Genomic DNA, 16,303 nt, shown 5'->3' with positions numbered 1-16,303 from the left:
GGAGCGAGTATGAACGAACCCATTGGTCCCGGCCCGCGCAACGGCATCCTGTCCCTGACCATCAAGGACAAGTCCGTGCTGTACGCGGCCTATATGCCATTTATCAAGAATGGTGGCCTGTTCATCCCTACCAGCAAGAGCTACAAGCTGGGCGACGAGGTGTTCATGTTGCTCAACCTGATGGACGAGCCGGAAAAGATCCCGGTCGCCGGCAAGGTCGCCTGGATTACCCCCAAGGGTGCCCAGGGCAACCGCGCGGCGGGCGTCGGTGTGCAATTCAACGACGGTGACAATAGCGCTCGCAGCAAGATCGAAACCCACCTGGCCGGCGCCCTGAAGTCCGACCGTCCCACCCATACGATGTAGTTGTCGCCTTTTTATGCTTGTAGATTCCCATTGCCACCTTGACCGTCTTGATCTCGCCGAACATGCGGGCTCCCTGGATGCGGCGCTCGACGCGGCGCGTCAGCGCGGGGTCGGGCACTTCCTGTGCATCGGCGTGAGTGTCGATAATGCGGCAGACGTGAAGGCCCTGGCCGAGCGTTATGCCGATGTCGATTGTTCGGTCGGCGTGCACCCACTGGACGTCAAGGCCGATGCCGCGCCGGCGCTCGACTGGTTGCTGCGCGAGCTTGAGCATCCCAGGGTCGTGGCGATCGGTGAGACCGGCCTGGATTATCACTACGAGCCTGAAGCCGCCGAACTGCAGCAGGCGTCCTTCCGCTTGCACCTGCAAGCGGCCGGGCAGACCGGCAAGCCGGTGATCGTCCATACCCGTGGCGCGCGCGCCGATACCCTGGCGTTGCTGCGCGAGGCGCAGCTGCCCCAGGCCGGCGTGCTGCATTGCTTCACCGAAGACTGGGAGATGGCCAGGGCCGCGCTGGACCTGGGCTTCTACATTTCCCTCTCGGGTATCGTCACCTTCCGCAACGCCGACGCCTTGCGCGACGTTGCGCGGCAGGTGCCGGCCGATCGCCTGCTGGTGGAAACCGACTCACCATACCTGGCGCCGATTCCCCATCGCGGCAAACCGAACCTGCCGCAGTATGTGCGCGATGTCGCCGAGTACCTGGCGATGCTGCGCGGGGTGCCGTACGAGCAGTTCGCCGAGCAGACCACCGAGAACTTCAAGCGCCTGTTTCCCCTGGCCCATGTGCTCGGCTGAGCCGAGAGGGTAAATCGAAGGCAAAAAAAACCCGGGTTCTGGGGGGTGAATCCGGGTTAAGACCATTAGGAGTAAAACAAAGGTACACGGTCCTTCGGCACCTTTATCAGCGCGCCACTTGGGGGAGATGTCGCGCCGACAATTCAAGTATTGGTCAGGATCGCCTGACGTCCAGTCAGCATTGCTCATTTTTTAAACAGATTTGGAATACAGGCGCTTCTGTTGAGTTCTCATCGTGCCAGGAGGCTTTTCGACGGCCGACGGTGGCGACGATCCGTGACCCCGGCGAAGACTTTCTGACCGAGGCGGCCTGATTCGTCGACAGTGAAAACGAAAAGCCTCGGATGATTCGTGCAATTTGGCGCGAGTCAGGCATAATACTTGGCTTCGATTTTGCCCCTACAGACCTTTTCTTATGCATAAAGAACCCCGTAAGGTCCGTGAGTTTCGTCGCCGCGAGCAGGAAATTCTCGATACCGCGCTAAAGCTGTTCCTCGAACAAGGTGAAGACAGTGTCACCGTCGAGATGATCGCGGATGCCGTCGGTATCGGCAAAGGCACCATCTACAAGCATTTCAAATCCAAGGCGGAGATCTACCTGCGCCTGATGCTCGACTACGAGCGTGATTTGAACGAGCTGCTGCACTCGGCGGATGTCGACAAGGACAAGGAAGCCCTGTCCCGGGCCTACTTCGAATTCCGCATGCGCGATCCCCAGCGTTATCGCCTGTTCGACCGCCTGGAAGAAAAAGTGGTCAAGGGCCACCAGGTACCGGAGATGGTCGAGGAACTGCACAAGATCCGCGCGTCCAACTTCGAACGCCTGACCTTGCTGATCAAGGGCCGCATCAGCGAAGGCAAGCTCGAGGACGTGCCGCCGTACTTCCACTACTGCGCCGCCTGGGCCCTGGTGCATGGCGCTGTCGCGCTGTACCACTCGCCGTTCTGGAGCAATGTGCTGGAAGATCAGGAAGGGTTTTTCCAGTTCCTGATGGATATCGGCGTGCGCATGGGCAACAAGCGCAAGCGCGACCCCGAAACGCCAGCAGCCTGACCCGCGCGCGCGGCGTATACTCGGTGAAAACCTGTAGGAGCCGGCTTGCTGGCGATGAACGATAACGCGATTCAACTTGAGATTCGCGTCGCCTGGATCGCCAGCAAGCCGGCTCCTACGGATAGGGCTTGTCAAAACCTGATTTATGAGTCAAGTTTTGCGCGTTCCACAGTCCATCGCCGGAGTGTTCCATGATCGTTGACCGTCAAGGCAGGCGTTTTCGCAACCTGCGCATCAGCCTGACATCCGCCTGCAACTATGCCTGTACCTACTGCGTGCCCAATGGCAAGCGGCTGGTGGCTGCGCAGGACGAACTGTCGGCGCAGGCCATGGCGCGCGGCGTGGAATACCTGATCGAGGCGGCGGGGATCGAACGCCTGCGCATTACCGGCGGCGAACCCCTGGTCAGTCCGAAGCTGGAAGCCTTCATGGGCGCGGTCGGCCAGATGGGCCTGGAAGATATCAGCCTGACCACCAATGGCCAGTTGCTCGCGCGCAAATTGCCGCTGCTGGTGGACGCCGGGATCAAACGGATCAACGTTTCCCTCGATACCCTGGATGCCAGTGCTTTTCGTACGATCGCCCGTGGTGGTGACCTGGCCAGCGTGCTCGACGGCATGGCGCGGGCACGGGCGGCGGGGCTGAAGATCAAGGTCAATATGGTGCCGTTGCGCGGACAGAACCTGGATCAGGTGATGCCGCTGCTGGATTACTGCCTTGAGCACGGCTACGAGCTGCGCTTTATCGAACTGATGCGCATGGGCCACCTGGCCAGTGACGGCAATGCCTTTCTCCAGCAGTTCGTCAGTCTCCAGCAGTTACTGGGGCTGATTGGCGAGCGTTATGAATACCAGCAGGCCGACGCACCGGTGGATGCCACCGCCGTGCGTTATGCGATTCCGGGCCGTGGCCACTTCGGGGTGATCGCCAACGAAAGCGTGCCGTTCTGTCGGACCTGTTCGCGCTTGCGTTTGTCGTCCACCGGTTGGCTGCATGGCTGCCTGTCGTCGAGCAACCGGCACTATGTCGGCGACCTGCTCGACAAGCCGCGCCACGAGGCGCTGCCGGCGTTGCAGCGGTTGCTGGTCAAGGCCTTGGGCGACAAGCAGGAAGTGGCCTTCTCGGGCGGCGCGACAGTGATGAAAATCATCGGCGGCTGATCTGGCGCGGAAGCTGCATCCACGCGACTAATCGCCGGTTTTCCGTCACCGGCCTCTGGAGGGTAGGATGCGTAGCCTGGTTGTGCTGCTGGCGTTTTTGGCGCTGGGCGGCTGCATGAGTGTCAGTGACATGGGCGAAGGTGCTCGCCATCAGATGAGTGATGCGGGACTGCTCGATCATAGCGATACGCGCCGGATCCGCTCGTTCCGCATCCAGCCGGACTCCTTTATCTATATTGCCCAGGGCGCCTTTACCCCGCCCGGTAGTGCCTACCCGCGTCCCAACGTGGTGGCCGAGGAAGCCTTCAACGGTTTTATCGAGTACTTCCCGATGGTGCGCCGCGCCCGTGCGCCCCTCGGTCTCGACCAGGCCATGGCCGAAGCCCGCTCCGCCGGTGCGCACTATCTGCTGTACACGCGCTTCGCCAAGGCGGACGACCGTATCGGCAACGCCGACGAGTGGGCCGATCAGGAATCCGTCGACCGCCTGGGCGTGGATACCGGCGTGATCCAGATCATGTTGATCGAGACCGGCACCCAATACCTGATCGATACCGCGCGGATCAAAAGCCGTGGTGGCGTGCTGACGTTCCACAACAACAAGCCCGAAGACCTGATCGCCGCCCCCTTGGCCGAATATGCGCGTAGTCTGTTGGGTGTCGGTGAACAGTGGATGTCGGATTGAGTATGAGTGAGCCGGGCAAGGCCAGCGACCTGTTGGCACAAATCCCCAGGACGGAAAAAGGCCTGCCGCCGGTCCACTTGTGGAATCCAGCGTTTTGCGGCGATATCGACATGCGTATCGCCCGTGATGGCACCTGGTATTACCAGGGCACGCCGATTGGTCGCAAGCCGATGGTCAAGCTGTTCTCCACCATCATGCGCCGCGACGGCGATGATTATTTCCTGATCACGCCGGTGGAAAAGGTCGGGATCAAGGTCGACGATGCGCCTTTTGTCGCGGTGACCCTGGAGGTCGAAGGGCAGGGCGAGGCACAGCAGCTGCGGTTTACCACTTACGTCGATGAACAGGTGACGGCCGGTGCCGAACACCCAATCCGGGTGGTGATCGATCCGATCAGCCAGGAACCGGCGCCTTACGTGCATGTGCGCAGCAATCTTGAAGCACTGATTCACCGCAATGTGTTCTATCAGTTGGTAGAGCTGGCGGTCAGTCGTGAGATTGACGGCCAGTCCTGGCTGGGCGTGTGGAGCGGCGGCGAGTTTTTCCCGATCGGCCTCGAACCCTGAGCGATTCTCAATCACACCACCATTCATCTGCCTGAAACATAAATCCCTTGCACCCCGAGGCCTGTTTCGGTTATCAATTTGTACATGATTAGACATGTCCGATTTGATAAGAAAAAAAAGGTGGTCGATGAGCTGATCCGGCGCATCGAAAGCGGTCTTCTTGAAGACGGCTTGCTGTTGCCGGGTGAACATCAGTTGGCCGAAGAATTCTCGGTGAGCCGTGGCACGCTGCGCGAGGCCCTGGCCGAGCTCAAGCGGCGCAACTACATCGCGACCCAGAGCGGCGTGGGCTCCATCGTCACCTACGATGGCATTCCCCTCGACCAGCGCGCCGGCTGGGCCCAGGCCCTGGCGGACAGCGGGGCGCTGATCAACACCGAGGTGTTGCGCCTGGAAGCGGTGACGCGGCCGGACCTGTTCAGTCGCTACGGCACCGAACAGTTCATCGCCCTCGATCGGCGCCGGCGCAATACCGAAGGCACCGCGGTTTCCCTCGAACACTCGCTGATACCGGCCAGCGGCGGCCTGGAAGGCCTGCCCCGTGTCGGTCTGATCGACAATTCCCTGACCATTACCCTGGCGGCCTACGGCTATGTCGGCGATCGCGGCGATCAATGGATCGGCGCCGAACCCTTGTCCGATGAAGATGCCGAGTTGCTCGGCCGTCCACAGGGCACGGTCTTTCTCAAGGCCTTGCGCACCACCTATGACAAGCAGGGACGTTTCATGGAGCAGGTCGAAAGCCTGCTCGACCCTTTGCATTTCCGCCTGCACCTGGCGTTTGGAAACCCGACATGACCCCGATTCATCGCGCCCTTGGCGCCTTCTACGGCCTCGCCCTGGGCGACGCCCTGGGCATGCCGACCCAATCCCTGAGCCGCGCCCAGATCCAGGCGCGCTTCGGCAGCATCACCACGTTGGTCGACGCCGGTCCCGACCAGCCGATCGCGCCGAACATGCCCGCCGGCTCCATCACCGACGACACTGAACAGGCGATCCTGGTCGGGCAGTTGCTGATCGACGGTAACGGCCATATCGAACCGGCGCTGCTGGCCGAGCGGCTGATCGCCTGGGAAGCGGTGATGCAGGCCAAGGGGTCGCAGGATCTGCTCGGCCCATCGACCAAGCGCGCCATTGAAATGATCCTCGCCGGTCACAGCCCCGAGGAAGCCGGGCGCTACGGCACCACCAACGGTGCGGCCATGCGTATCACCCCGGTGGGCATCGCTGCCGATATCGCCCAGCCCCAGCACTTTCTCGAGGCGGTGATCCAGGCCTGCCAGGTCACCCACAACACCAGCCTGGGAATCTCCAGCGCCGCCGCGGTTGCCGCGGTGATTTCCTGCGGGATCAACCGCCAGAGCCTGGCGCACGCGCTGGATATCGGCACCGAGATGGCCTTTACCGCCGAGCAGCACGGCCACTGGGTTGCCGGCGGGCGCCTGGGACCACGGATTCGCTGGGCCCGTGAGCTCAGCCGCAATTGCCCGGACGCCGAATTGGCCGACCTGCTGTATGACGTGGTCGGCACTTCGGTGGCGTCCCAGGAGTCGGTGGTGGTGGCCTTCGCGCTGGCGCAACGGGTCGCCCTCGGCAAGCTCAACGCCTTCGACGCCCTCTGCCTCGCCGCCAGCATCGGCGGCGACACCGACACCATCGCCGGCATTCTCGGCGCCATGCTCGGGGCCTGCGACGGCCTGGACTGCTGGCCCGCCGAGATGATCGCGAAAATCATCGAAGTCAACGCGCTGGAACTGGTGCCACTGGTTCAAGGGCTGATCGCCCTGCGCAACGCCTGACACAAAAAAACACGCAATGGACTGCAGACGAAGGGGGCCCGGAAGTGGCCCAGGGGTTTCTACACCTTCCGCACTGCCCAACAACCACAACAATTGGCATCAGGAGCGCAATACCATGACCTCATCAAACGCCGGACAGAGTGCCGGCCAACTGGAAACCCGCGGTATAGAACCGGTCCCGGAAGCCGAGTGCAACGGCCATCCGCTGCAGCTGTTCTGGGTCTGGTTCGCGGCCAACATCAGTATTCTCGGCCTGCCGCTGGGGGCGACCCTGGTGGCCTTTCGCGGGCTGGCGATCTGGCAGGCGATCATCGTCGCGATTCTCGGTGCGGCGGGTTCCTTCGCCGTGGTGGGGATCATCTCCATCGCCGGTCGTCGCGGTCACGCGCCGAGCCTGACCCTGTCGCGAGCGATTTTCGGCGTGCGCGGCAATATCGGTCCGACCATCGTTTCGCTGATGTCGCGCCTGGGCTGGGAAACGGTCAACACCACCACCGCCGCGTTCGTGCTGCTGTCGTTGTGTTCGATCCTGTTCCACTCGCCGGTGGAGGCCAAGAGCGCGCCGGTACTGACGCTGCTGTTTATCGCCATCTTCGTGCTGCTGACCCTGTCGGTCTCGGGCCTGGGGCATGCCACCTTGCTGGTGATCCAGAAGTGGGCGACCTATGTCTTCGGTGCCCTGAATATCCTGGTGGGCGGCTTCCTCTGCGCGACCATCGACTGGAGCGCGGTGTTCAACGCCACCCCGGCACCGATGAGCGCGATGATCATCGGCATCGGCACCATGGCGGCCGGTACCGGGATCGGTTGGGCCAACGCCGGCGCCGACATGTCGCGCTACCAGCACAAGAGCGTCAAGGCGGTCCGTCTGGTGGCCTCGGCGGCTTTCGGCGCGGGGATCCCGCTGGTGCTGCTGATCACCCTCGGCGGCCTGCTGTCGGTGGGCAACCACGATCTGGCCCAGGCGACCGACCCGATCATCGCGATCCGCGACATGCTGCCGACCTGGATGGCCGTGCCGTACCTGATCACCGCGTTCGGCGGGCTGTTGCTGTCGAACAACCTGTCGGTGTACTCAGCGGGCCTGACCACCTTGACCCTGGGTCTGAAGGTCAAGCGCGTGCATGCGGTGATCGTCGATATCGTCGCGATCTTTGCCGGCTCCATCTACTTCATGTTGATCGCCGACAGCTTCTACGGCCCGTTCATCACCTTCATCTCGCTGCTGGCGGTGCCGATCACCGCCTGGGTCGGGATCTTCGTGGTCGACCTGGTGCATCGCCAGTACTACAGCCCCAAGGACCTGCTGGACGTCAGTCCGACCAGCGCCTACTGGTACAGCGGCGGCATCGAATGGCGCGCTTTCGGTGCCTGGGCCGTGGCGATTGTCCTGGGCTTCAGCTTCACCACCATCGGTACCACCGCCGAGACCACCTGGTTCCGTGGTTTCCTCTCCGATTCCTGGTTGGGCCACAACGGCCTGGGCTGGATCGTCACCTTCCTGGTTGCCGGCGGTATTTACGCCGTGCTCGGCGGTGCGGCGGATCGTCGTGCGGCCTTTGTAGAGAATGCCAATGGCTAGACTGATGCATACCGGCCAGGTCATGGTTGACCTGGTCATGTCCCTCGACCAGTTGCCAGCGACCGGTGGCGATGTGCTGGCTAATGCCGCCAGCTTTGAAGCCGGTGCGGGTTTTAATGTCATGGCCGCGGCCCGGCGCAACGGTTTGCCGGTGGTCTACCTGGGGCGCCACGGTAACGGGCGCTTCGGTGACATAGCCCGCCAGGCGATGGCGGCGGAGGGGGTCGAGATCGCCCTTGAGCGCGATGGCGAGAAGGACACCGGGCTTTGCGTGTCGCTGACCGAGGCCAGTGCCGAGCGCACCTTTATTTCCTATATCGGTGCGGAAGGCGGTGTGTCGGCTGAAGAACTGGCGCGGGTGTCGGTGCAATCCGACGATTACGTCTATGTCAGCGGCTACAGCCTGCAATACCCGGACAAGGCGCCGGCGCTGCTGGAATGGGTATTGGCCTTGCCGAAGGCGGTGACCGTGGTGTTCGATCCGGGGCCGTTGGTCAATTCGCCGGACGCAGAGCCGATGGCGGCGTTGTTACCGCGCATTGATATCTGGACCAGCAACAGTGTCGAATCCCTGCGGTTTACCGGTGCAACGGATATTGCCGGCTCCCTCGACAGTCTGACCGAGCGTTTGGCCGACGGTGCGCTGCTGGTGGTGCGCGACGGTCCGAACGGTTGCTGGGTCAGCCGGGCAGGGGAGCACCGGCATGTGCCCGGTTTCAAGGTGCAGGCGGTGGATAGCAATGGCGCGGGCGATGCCCATTCCGGTGTATTCCTCGCCGGGCTGGCGGCGGGGCTCGATGCCGTCGAGGCAGCCCGGCGCGCCAATGCGGCGGCGGCCCTGGCGGTCACGCGCTGGGGGCCGGCTACCTCGCCTGGGACCCGGGAAGTGGATGCCATGCTGGCTGAAGGCTGAACCCGGTTTCTGCTGTGGGTACCGCACATCACTGCAATCAACACGGTCCTTGTAGGAGCCGGCTTGCTGGCGATGCGATCTGGCCGTCGACACTGCCGTCGCCTGGAAAATCGCCATCGCCAGCAAGCCGGCTCCTACACGGTTCTATCGCGTTCACCAGGCGGTGACAGGTCCGTAGCGAGGGGCCGCGCCGGTACAACTGTAAGAAAATACTGTAATAGATAGTGGTTTTGCTTTCGCTCGGAAGACGAAACACTGGAAACCCATACGCCAGCTGTTCTACCCTAGTGCGTTGGCTACCTTTGCGACGCCTGGACCCCGGCCTGTGTGCACCGGGCCACCAGGTGCATGAGAGGTAGCGTGTCCTTTCGACTTCTGTGACGACGCCCGTGAAACTCATCATTATCGCTGTTTACGTCTTGTCCATCGCGTACGTACACCTGCGCGGCAAGGTCCGGCACAAGCTGGGCCGGCAACTGAGTGACCACTCGACCTTCCTGGCCCCGATCAACTGCTTCCTCTACCTGTTCTCCAAGGTGCCGAGCCGTCCGTACCTCGACACGGCCGGTTTCCCCGAGCTCAAGCCGCTGCAGGACAACTGGGAGGAAATCCGCACCGAGGCCCTGGCCCTGTTGCGCGCCGGTGAGATCAAGAAATCCGAGACGCCCAACGACGTCGGCTTCAACTCCTTCTTCAAGACCGGCTGGAAGCGTTTCTACCTCAAGTGGTATGGCGACAACCATCCCTCCGCCGTCGAGCTGTGCCCACGCACCACGGAACTGCTCAACAGCATCGGCAGCATCAAGGCCGCGATGTTCGCCGAATTGCCGCCGGGTTCGCGCCTGGTCCGCCACCGCGACCCCTACGCCGGTTCCTTGCGCTACCACCTCGGCCTGGAAACGCCGAACGACCCGGGTTGCTACATCAACGTCGACGGCCAGGACTACCACTGGCGCGATGGCGAGCCGGTGATGTTCGACGAGACCTTTATCCACTACGCCGAAAACAAGACCGACCAGAACCGCGTGATCCTGTTCTGCGACGTCGAGCGTCCGTTGAAGTATCGCTGGGCGACGGCGTTCAACCGCTGGTTCAGCCGCAACGTGATGTCGGCCGCCGCCTCGCCGAATGACGCGAACGACAAGACCGGTGGGATCAACAGGTTCTTTACCAAAATCTACGGTATCCGTCTGCGCGGCAAGGCCTTGAAGAAGACCAACCGCACTCGCTACTACCTGGAGAAGTGGGCGATCTTCGGCGGCTTGCTGGCGTTGTTCCTGCTGATCTAGTTCACGCTGCCGCTTGACGAATCCGGCCGGGTCCCCAATGGGAGCCCGGCCGTTTTTTTGCGCTATCGCCCAAGGTTGTCGCGGCGCTTGCAGGTCATGAGCGACTAGCGCTCCAGCACCCCACGAAACGCCGCACTCAGCGCCCGCAGGGTTTCCTGCGAGCGGGCATCCGTGTGCCGGGCGTGGAGGATGATTTCGGTGACCGGCAGGGTCGGCAGCCCGAGTTGTTCACCGACTTCTATCGCGCCGGCCGGTGCCACCCGTTTGGCCAGCGCCGCCACGCCGAGCCCGGCACTCACCGCCGCGCCCACCGCCATCACACCGCCGCCGATAAACACTTCGGTCCAGGGGATGCCGGCGTCGTCCAGCACCCGCACCGCCAGATGCCGCACGCCACAGGGCGCGGCCATGGTCGCCAGGCGCAGGACGCTGCCGGGGATGTGTTGCCAGGTGGGCGCGGCGAACCAGCCGAAGCGCTCCACCACCAGCACCTCACCGTCGTGACGATCGCCTTCGCTGCGCACGATGGCCGCATCCAGCTCGCCACGATCGAAAGCCGCGCTGAGGTCCCGGGACGAGGCGATCCGCACCTCGATGATCAGCAGGGGATCGTAGTGCGCCAGGCGACTCAGCAGGATCGGCAAGTCCGGCCCCGCCACGTGGTCGCTGATGCCGATGATCAAGCGACGATTGGGCGTGGCGCTCATATCCCCCAGCGCCCGCTCGTGGGCCTGGAGCAAGGCGCGGGCGGCATGGATAAATTGCTCGCCCGGGGGCGACAGCCGCACATGCCGGGGTGTGCGCTCCAGCAGGCGGTAGCCGAGACGCTCCTCCAGGCGCTTGAGTTTCAGGCTGATGGCCGCCTGGGAAGTGTCCAGCGCCTGGGCCGCGCGGGTGAAACTGGCGAAATCGGCAATCAGCACAAAGGCCTGGACGGTGTCGATATCGAGAGGCTTGACGGCTTCAGTCATATCTATCTCTTATCACACATATATCTATCGATATCTTGTTGTAATTATAGATCCTGCGCAAGCTGGCTCCAGGTTCTCGATAACCTTTTCCCACAGGAGTGTCGCCATGTTTGCCAAACAGTATTCACACCGCTTGCCCGCCAACTACGACCTGGGCTTGATCCGCAGCCGCGCCGCCGAACTGGGTCCGCTCTGGGACGATGCCCAGGGGCTGATCTTCAAGGCGTTTATCGCCGAGGAGCGCGGGGTCTTCGGGGCCCAGGCCAATCTGTATTCGTCGGTGTATCTCTGGTCCGATCCGAGCGCTGCTGCGGGCTTTCTGATGGACGAGCGTTTCCAGCGGGTGATCGACTCATTCGGCCGTCCGGATATCGAGGCCTGGCTGCCGCTGGACCTGCAACTGGGCAGCGCGCCGCGGGCCCGGGCGCTGTACCGCGAAGCCTTGCCGTTCGATGCAGAGGCGGATCGTGTGCAGTTGCTGGCGACGGAGGTGCAGCGTAACCAGGCCATCGTTCGTCAGGACGACACGGTGGCTGTGTTCCTCGCGCTGGATACTGCGGCCTGGCAGTTGATCCGGGTCACCCTGTCGTCGTCCGAACCTGACCGTCGTCGCGCGGGCAAGGCGTATGAGGTGCTGTACCTGGCACAACCGGGACTTGAGCAATTGCGCCATGGTGCGTGAAGAGGAGGGCAGTGGACATTGGCAGTGCCTGGGTTTCCATCTGCTCGGACTGGGTATCGGCGCCGGGCTGATCCTCGGTTTGACGCTGCTGGCCTGCCTGTTGACGGTGAATTTTTATTGAAGTGATTCAAGCCGTCGCACAATCCGCATAGCATGGGCGACTTCACCGACTCTGGAAGCGCCCATGTCCCTTGAAATACGCGAAGCCCGGCCCAGCGATGCGCCGCAGATCCTGGCCTTTATCACTGAACTGGCCGAGTACGAGCGGGCCCGCCATGAAGTGATCGCCAGCGTCGTCGACATTGAGCGCAGCCTGTTTGGCGAAGGGGCTACGGCCCACGGTTTGATCTGCCTGCGCGATGGCGAGCCGGTCGGTTTTGCGGTGTTTTTCTTCAGCTACTCCACCTGGCTCGGGCGTAACGGCCTGTACCTGGAGGACCTCTATGTGTCACCGCAACAACGCGGTGCCGGCGCAGGCAAGAAACTGCTGCGGCACCTGGCGCAGATCGCCTGTGCCAATGACTGCGGACGCCTGGAATGGAGTGTGCTGGACTGGAACGAATCAGCGATTCGCTTCTACGAATCCATCGGCGCGCAACCCCAGAGTGAATGGGTGCGCTACCGCATGGATGGCGAAGTGTTGAAGAACTTTGCCCACTCGCAGGATTGAGCGGAAATCCTGAAGTCACCACGCAATTGAACGTGCCGCGAAATCTGCAGGAGCCGGCTTGCTGGCGATAGCGGTGGTGAAGGTGACATCGCTATCGCCAGCAAGCCGGCTCCTACGGTAGAGCGTGTTCAATCAGTGGCGGCGGTTTACTTGAACCACTGCCACAACAACAGCGTGCCAATCAGCCCGACCACGGAAACGATGGTCTGCAACACCGACCAGACCCAGATCGTCTGCTTGAGTTGCAAGCCGAAGTACTCGCGGACCATCCAGAAGCCGGCGTCGTTGACGTGGCAGAAGAACACCGAGCCGGCGCCAATGGCCAGGGCCACCAGCGAGCTTTGGGTGGTTGCGAGGCCAGCCATCAGCGGCGCGAGAATGCCCGCCGTGGTGGTGGTCGCCACGGTCGCCGAACCGGTGGCCTGGCGCAGTGCCACGGCAATCAGCCAGGCCAGCAGGATGTAGGACATGTTCGCGCCGGTGGCGACCTTGCTGATGGTGTCGCTGATGCCGGCTTCCAGCAGGGTCTGTTTCAGACCGCCGCCGGCACCGATGGTCAGCAGCAGCACGGCAATCGGCCCGAGGCTCTTGCGCAGCACACTGCCGACTTGATCACGGGCCATGCCGATCGACCAACCCAGGCAGATCACCGCCGCGATCACCGCGATGCCCAGGGCGATCAAGGGTTCGCCGAGGAACTTCAGGGTGATGGCGAGGTTGCTTTGCGGCGCCATGGCGACCTTGGCCAGGGTGCTGCCGAGCATCAGCAGCACCGGCAGCAGGATGATCAGCAGCGAGATGGCGAAGCTCGGCTTGCGTCGGGTCTCGACCTTGGCGGTGAACAGGGCGCCGAGTTCGGCCGGTTCCTTCACATCCATGCGCCTGGACAGCCAGATACCGTAGAGCGGGCCGGCGAGGATCACCGCCGGGACCGCGATGCAGAAGCCCAGCAACATGGTCATGCCGAGGTCGGCGTGCAAGGCGCTGACGGCGATCAACGGGCCCGGATGAGGCGGCATCAGTGCATGCAGGGTGGTCATGCCGGCCAGGGCCGGAATCGCCACCCTAAGCAGCGGCTGGCCGGACTGGCGGGCGATCACGAAGATGATCGGCACCATCAGCACCAGGCCGACTTCGAAGAACAGCGGCAAGCCGATGACCATCGCCACCAGCGCCATGACCCAGGGCAGGGCCTTGCCCCGCGCATGGCGCAGGAGAGTCGAGGCGATACGATCGGCGGCCCCGGATTCGGCCATCAGCGCACCGAGCATCGCGCCCAGGGAAATAATGATCCCGGCTTCACCGAGCAGGCTGCCGGCGCCCTTGCTGAACGCCTTGGCCACTTCTTCAGGCGGCAGCGAAGCGCCGATCCCGGCGACAAAGGTGCCGATCAGGATGGACAGGAAGGGGGGCAATTTGGTCAGGCTGATCAGCACGATGATGGTGGCAATGGCCAGCAGGCAGCAGACGATCAGGCGGGTGTCGTGGGCAAGCCACGCGGCATGTGAAAGATCCAACGGGAACCCCTTCTTGTAATATTTTGTCACTCGTTTGGAAGGAATATACCTGATGGATTCATATAGATGATTACATGAGCGAGGTTTTTTTTACGAACGGGAGTATGAAAGTCCAGGCCGATTGACGTCGTTCGGCAGCCATCCCCGAGTGGGCTCAGTCCATCAGCATCGGCGGTAAGGTGCCCAGCAGCGAGACGGCGAGAATCGCCCCCAGCCCGAGCAGCCATTCGATCGTCACGCTGGTGCGCAAGACACTGAAACGTCCGCGCGGGCTCATCACCCGGTTGAACAGGGCCAGCCCCAGCATCAGCACGACCATCAGCACCTTGATCAGCAGGATCAGGGCGAAGCCGTTGAACAATGGCGTCGGCCAGAGGGCTCCCGTGAGGACCCGCACATTGATCAGGCCGGTGATGATAATCACGGCGACCAACAGGTAACCGAGGTTGCCGAAGCGTCGCAGGACCTGCTTGATGTCATGTTCCGCCGGTTTGTTCAGCATCAGGGCGAGCAACATCAGGCCACCGACCCAGGCACCGACGCCGCTCAGGTGGATGAGCTGGTTGAGCATCAGCAAGCGTCCGTCGAGGCCGTCGAGCATGGCGCCGTGGCCGACCGGGGCGAGGGTCGCCAACAGCAGGAAACCGAGCAGCAGGTTGATGGCCGGGCGGGTGTTGGCCTGCAGGCTGAGCACCAGCAACAGGCACAAGCCCAGGTGCCAGCTCCAGACCTGACCGAAAAAGGTCTTGCCCAGGACCAGTTGGAGAGTGGCGGGATTCAGGGTATCGGCCCAGTCGCCGGTCATATTGGCGGTGGTCAGCAGCAACCAGCCGCCAGCGCTGAGCAAGGCCAGCAGCGCCAGCCAGCGCTTGATCCTGAGCAGCTGTTGATCCAGTGCCGGGCTGGCTGCGCTGCCGATCAACCAGGGCCTGAACAGGCAGGCCCCGAACAACGACAACACCACGGCGAAATGCAGGAAGCGGCACAGGACCATGGCGTTTTGCATAGACTCAGTTGCCCACCGTGAAGCTGTAGTTGCCTTCGCTCTTGTGGGTATCGACCGACACGGCGTGCCATTCGACCTTGTACTCACCGGCCGGGAGTGCCGCGGCGGGGGTGACGATCAGGGTTTTCTTGTCAGACGGATCTGTGGCAATGCTTTTCAGCGTGACGGTCTTGCCGGAGCTGCTGACTTCGACCTTGGTCAATGCCGCTTCGACCCCTTCACTGAACACCAGGCGCAATTCGGCCGGCGCGCTGACGGTGGCGTCCTTGGCCGGGGTTTCGCTTTTCAGGTGGGCATGGGCGAAGGCGACGTTCGCACCGGCCAGACCGGCCAGCAGGAGCAGGGTACCGAGCATCTTCTTGAGCGGGGCAGCAGGCATCGATCAGTTCCTCGTGGGATGAAGTGAGCTGACTATACTAGCTCGCTCTGCAGCCGAACGTCGTATTTGAGCCTTTGTTCGCTTGAGCGATACTTGCAATACCGGCTGAGTGACTTCCCGGTATGTTGAGCCACGACACGGACTGCCTTTCGGAACACACCCTTATGTCGATTCGTTTGAGCTTTGTTTGCCACGCCCGCACCGAGGCTCAGCGCCTGGGCCGTTTTCCGCTGGACGAACCGGTCGAGCCCAAGGGCTTGCTCAAGGCGGCCGAGCTGGCGGCGCGCCTGAAGAAACCGGTGCGCATCCTCAGTGCTCCGGAAACCCGCGCCTGGCAGACCGCCGAGGCCTTGGGTGGAGAGGTCGAGATTGTCCCGGAGCTGGGTGACCTGGATGTCGGCGAATGGCAGGGTGTCATGTTGACGGACTTGCTTGAGAGCGAACCCGAATTGCTCGCGGCCTGGACCTCGGACCCGACGCAGGTCCCCCCGGCAGGCGAGTCGGTGGCGGCATTGTGTGCCCGGGTCGGGGCCTGGCTCGAGGGGTTTCGCGAGGAAGGGCATTTTATCGTGGTGACCCATCCCTTCGTGATCCGTGCGGCACTTCTGCATGCACTGGGAGCCAGCCCCGCCTCCTTTAATGCGATCGATATCGAACCGTTATCCGTGGTCGACCTGCGCCGTAACGGGCACTGGCGGTTGCGCTTCTGAGGCAGCGCGCTGTTGCCTTTTTTGATCGCGGGGGGGTTGCCAGATTCAAACCGACCGTAGGATGATCGAGCCCATGAACCGGAATCCGCTGAACCTCACCCAGAGCACCACGACCGCCTATGGCGGGCGTGAGGTCGGTGCGTGAGTCGGTAAAC

Annotated in this window: 19 protein-coding genes; 15 read left to right on the top strand and 4 right to left on the bottom strand. The window is 62.6% G+C overall.

What is annotated here, in order from left to right; translation table 11 throughout:
• Positions 1-9 precede the first annotated feature (9 nt).
• The 11 genes from CWE01_RS12060 to lpxO all read left to right on the top strand — a co-directional run bounded on the left by CWE01_RS12060 (position 10) and on the right by lpxO (position 10,213).
• Positions 10-366, top strand: a complete 357-nt coding sequence (locus CWE01_RS12060; RefSeq protein ID WP_100940750.1) for a PilZ domain-containing protein — start codon at positions 10-12, stop codon at positions 364-366.
• 13 nt (positions 367-379) lie between these two features.
• On the top strand, positions 380-1,165 hold the full coding sequence (locus CWE01_RS12055; protein WP_100940749.1) for a TatD family hydrolase: 786 nt from the start codon (positions 380-382) through the stop codon (positions 1,163-1,165).
• Positions 1,166-1,580: 415 nt separating this feature from the next.
• Positions 1,581-2,219 (top strand): TetR/AcrR family transcriptional regulator, encoded by a 639-nt coding sequence (locus tag CWE01_RS12050; RefSeq protein WP_100940748.1) that lies wholly within the window; start codon positions 1,581-1,583, stop codon positions 2,217-2,219.
• Between the two features lie 191 nt (positions 2,220-2,410).
• The gene (locus CWE01_RS12045; RefSeq protein WP_100940747.1) at positions 2,411-3,379 is read left to right on the top strand and encodes a GTP 3',8-cyclase MoaA; all 969 of its coding nucleotides are present in this window, start codon (positions 2,411-2,413) and stop codon (positions 3,377-3,379) included.
• Between the two features lie 67 nt (positions 3,380-3,446).
• Positions 3,447-4,064: a DUF4823 domain-containing protein gene (locus CWE01_RS12040; RefSeq protein WP_100940746.1), complete on the top strand. Its 618-nt coding sequence runs from the start codon at positions 3,447-3,449 to the stop codon at positions 4,062-4,064.
• 2 nt (positions 4,065-4,066) lie between these two features.
• Positions 4,067-4,630 (top strand): DUF1285 domain-containing protein, encoded by a 564-nt coding sequence (locus CWE01_RS12035; protein ID WP_100940745.1) that lies wholly within the window; start codon positions 4,067-4,069, stop codon positions 4,628-4,630.
• Positions 4,631-4,714: 84 nt separating this feature from the next.
• Entirely contained in the window at positions 4,715-5,428 is a 714-nt protein-coding gene (locus tag CWE01_RS12030) for a GntR family transcriptional regulator (protein ID WP_100940744.1), read from the top strand.
• Complete coding sequence (locus CWE01_RS12025; protein WP_100940743.1) at positions 5,425-6,429, top strand: ADP-ribosylglycohydrolase family protein; 1,005 nt, start codon at positions 5,425-5,427, stop codon at positions 6,427-6,429. Before CWE01_RS12030 ends, CWE01_RS12025 begins: the two co-directional genes overlap by 4 nt.
• 115 nt (positions 6,430-6,544) lie before the next feature.
• Positions 6,545-8,011 carry a cytosine permease gene (locus tag CWE01_RS12020; RefSeq protein ID WP_100940742.1) on the top strand — a complete coding sequence of 489 codons (1,467 nt, stop codon included), beginning with the start codon at positions 6,545-6,547 and terminating at the stop codon, positions 8,009-8,011.
• The gene (locus tag CWE01_RS12015) at positions 8,004-8,924 is read left to right on the top strand and encodes a PfkB family carbohydrate kinase (RefSeq protein WP_100940741.1); all 921 of its coding nucleotides are present in this window, start codon (positions 8,004-8,006) and stop codon (positions 8,922-8,924) included. Before CWE01_RS12020 ends, CWE01_RS12015 begins: the two co-directional genes overlap by 8 nt.
• Positions 8,925-9,313: 389 nt before the next feature.
• Complete coding sequence (gene lpxO / locus CWE01_RS12010) at positions 9,314-10,213, top strand: lipid A hydroxylase LpxO (RefSeq protein WP_100940971.1); 900 nt, start codon at positions 9,314-9,316, stop codon at positions 10,211-10,213.
• Positions 10,214-10,317: 104 nt separating this feature from the next.
• Here lpxO and CWE01_RS12005 read toward each other — a convergent pair whose 3' ends face one another.
• Positions 10,318-11,184: a LysR family transcriptional regulator gene (locus tag CWE01_RS12005; RefSeq protein WP_100940740.1), complete on the bottom strand. Its 867-nt coding sequence runs from the start codon at positions 11,182-11,184 to the stop codon at positions 10,318-10,320.
• A 106-nt stretch (positions 11,185-11,290) separates the two neighbouring features.
• Here CWE01_RS12005 and CWE01_RS12000 point away from each other — a divergent pair, with 106 nt between their 5' ends.
• The 3 genes from CWE01_RS12000 (at position 11,291) to CWE01_RS11995 (ending at position 12,536) form a co-directional block, all read left to right on the top strand.
• Complete coding sequence (locus tag CWE01_RS12000) at positions 11,291-11,866, top strand: DUF4865 family protein (RefSeq protein ID WP_100940739.1); 576 nt, start codon at positions 11,291-11,293, stop codon at positions 11,864-11,866.
• Positions 11,856-11,987, top strand: coding sequence for a hypothetical protein (locus CWE01_RS33855; protein WP_256579343.1), 132 nt, complete (start codon positions 11,856-11,858; stop codon positions 11,985-11,987). The genes CWE01_RS12000 and CWE01_RS33855 overlap by 11 nt, the downstream gene beginning before the upstream one ends.
• Positions 11,988-12,050: 63 nt before the next feature.
• Positions 12,051-12,536 carry a GNAT family N-acetyltransferase gene (locus CWE01_RS11995; RefSeq protein WP_100940738.1) on the top strand — a complete coding sequence of 162 codons (486 nt, stop codon included), beginning with the start codon at positions 12,051-12,053 and terminating at the stop codon, positions 12,534-12,536.
• 146 nt (positions 12,537-12,682) lie between these two features.
• Here the strand turns inward: CWE01_RS11995 and CWE01_RS11990 are convergent, their stop codons facing one another.
• The 3 genes from CWE01_RS11990 to copC all read right to left on the bottom strand — a co-directional run bounded on the left by CWE01_RS11990 (position 12,683) and on the right by copC (position 15,438).
• Positions 12,683-14,053, bottom strand: coding sequence for a gluconate:H+ symporter (locus CWE01_RS11990; protein WP_100940737.1), 1,371 nt, complete (start codon positions 14,051-14,053; stop codon positions 12,683-12,685).
• 154 nt (positions 14,054-14,207) lie between these two features.
• Positions 14,208-15,059 carry a copper homeostasis membrane protein CopD gene (gene copD / locus CWE01_RS11985; protein ID WP_100940736.1) on the bottom strand — a complete coding sequence of 284 codons (852 nt, stop codon included), beginning with the start codon at positions 15,057-15,059 and terminating at the stop codon, positions 14,208-14,210.
• A gap of 4 nt (positions 15,060-15,063) precedes the next feature.
• Positions 15,064-15,438 carry a copper homeostasis periplasmic binding protein CopC gene (copC, locus tag CWE01_RS11980; RefSeq protein ID WP_100940735.1) on the bottom strand — a complete coding sequence of 125 codons (375 nt, stop codon included), beginning with the start codon at positions 15,436-15,438 and terminating at the stop codon, positions 15,064-15,066.
• 164 nt (positions 15,439-15,602) lie between these two features.
• Between copC and CWE01_RS11975 the strand changes: the two genes are divergently transcribed.
• A complete protein-coding gene (locus CWE01_RS11975; protein WP_100940734.1) occupies positions 15,603-16,148 on the top strand; it encodes a histidine phosphatase family protein in 546 nt (181 codons plus the stop codon).
• Positions 16,149-16,303 lie beyond the last annotated feature (155 nt).

It is taken from the genome of Pseudomonas sp. QS1027, from assembly GCF_002814235.1.
Classification (GTDB): Bacteria; Pseudomonadota; Gammaproteobacteria; order Pseudomonadales; family Pseudomonadaceae; genus Aquipseudomonas.
The sequence above is the reverse complement of the archived record's forward strand: the minus strand, read 5'-3'. Positions and strand labels throughout refer to the sequence as shown.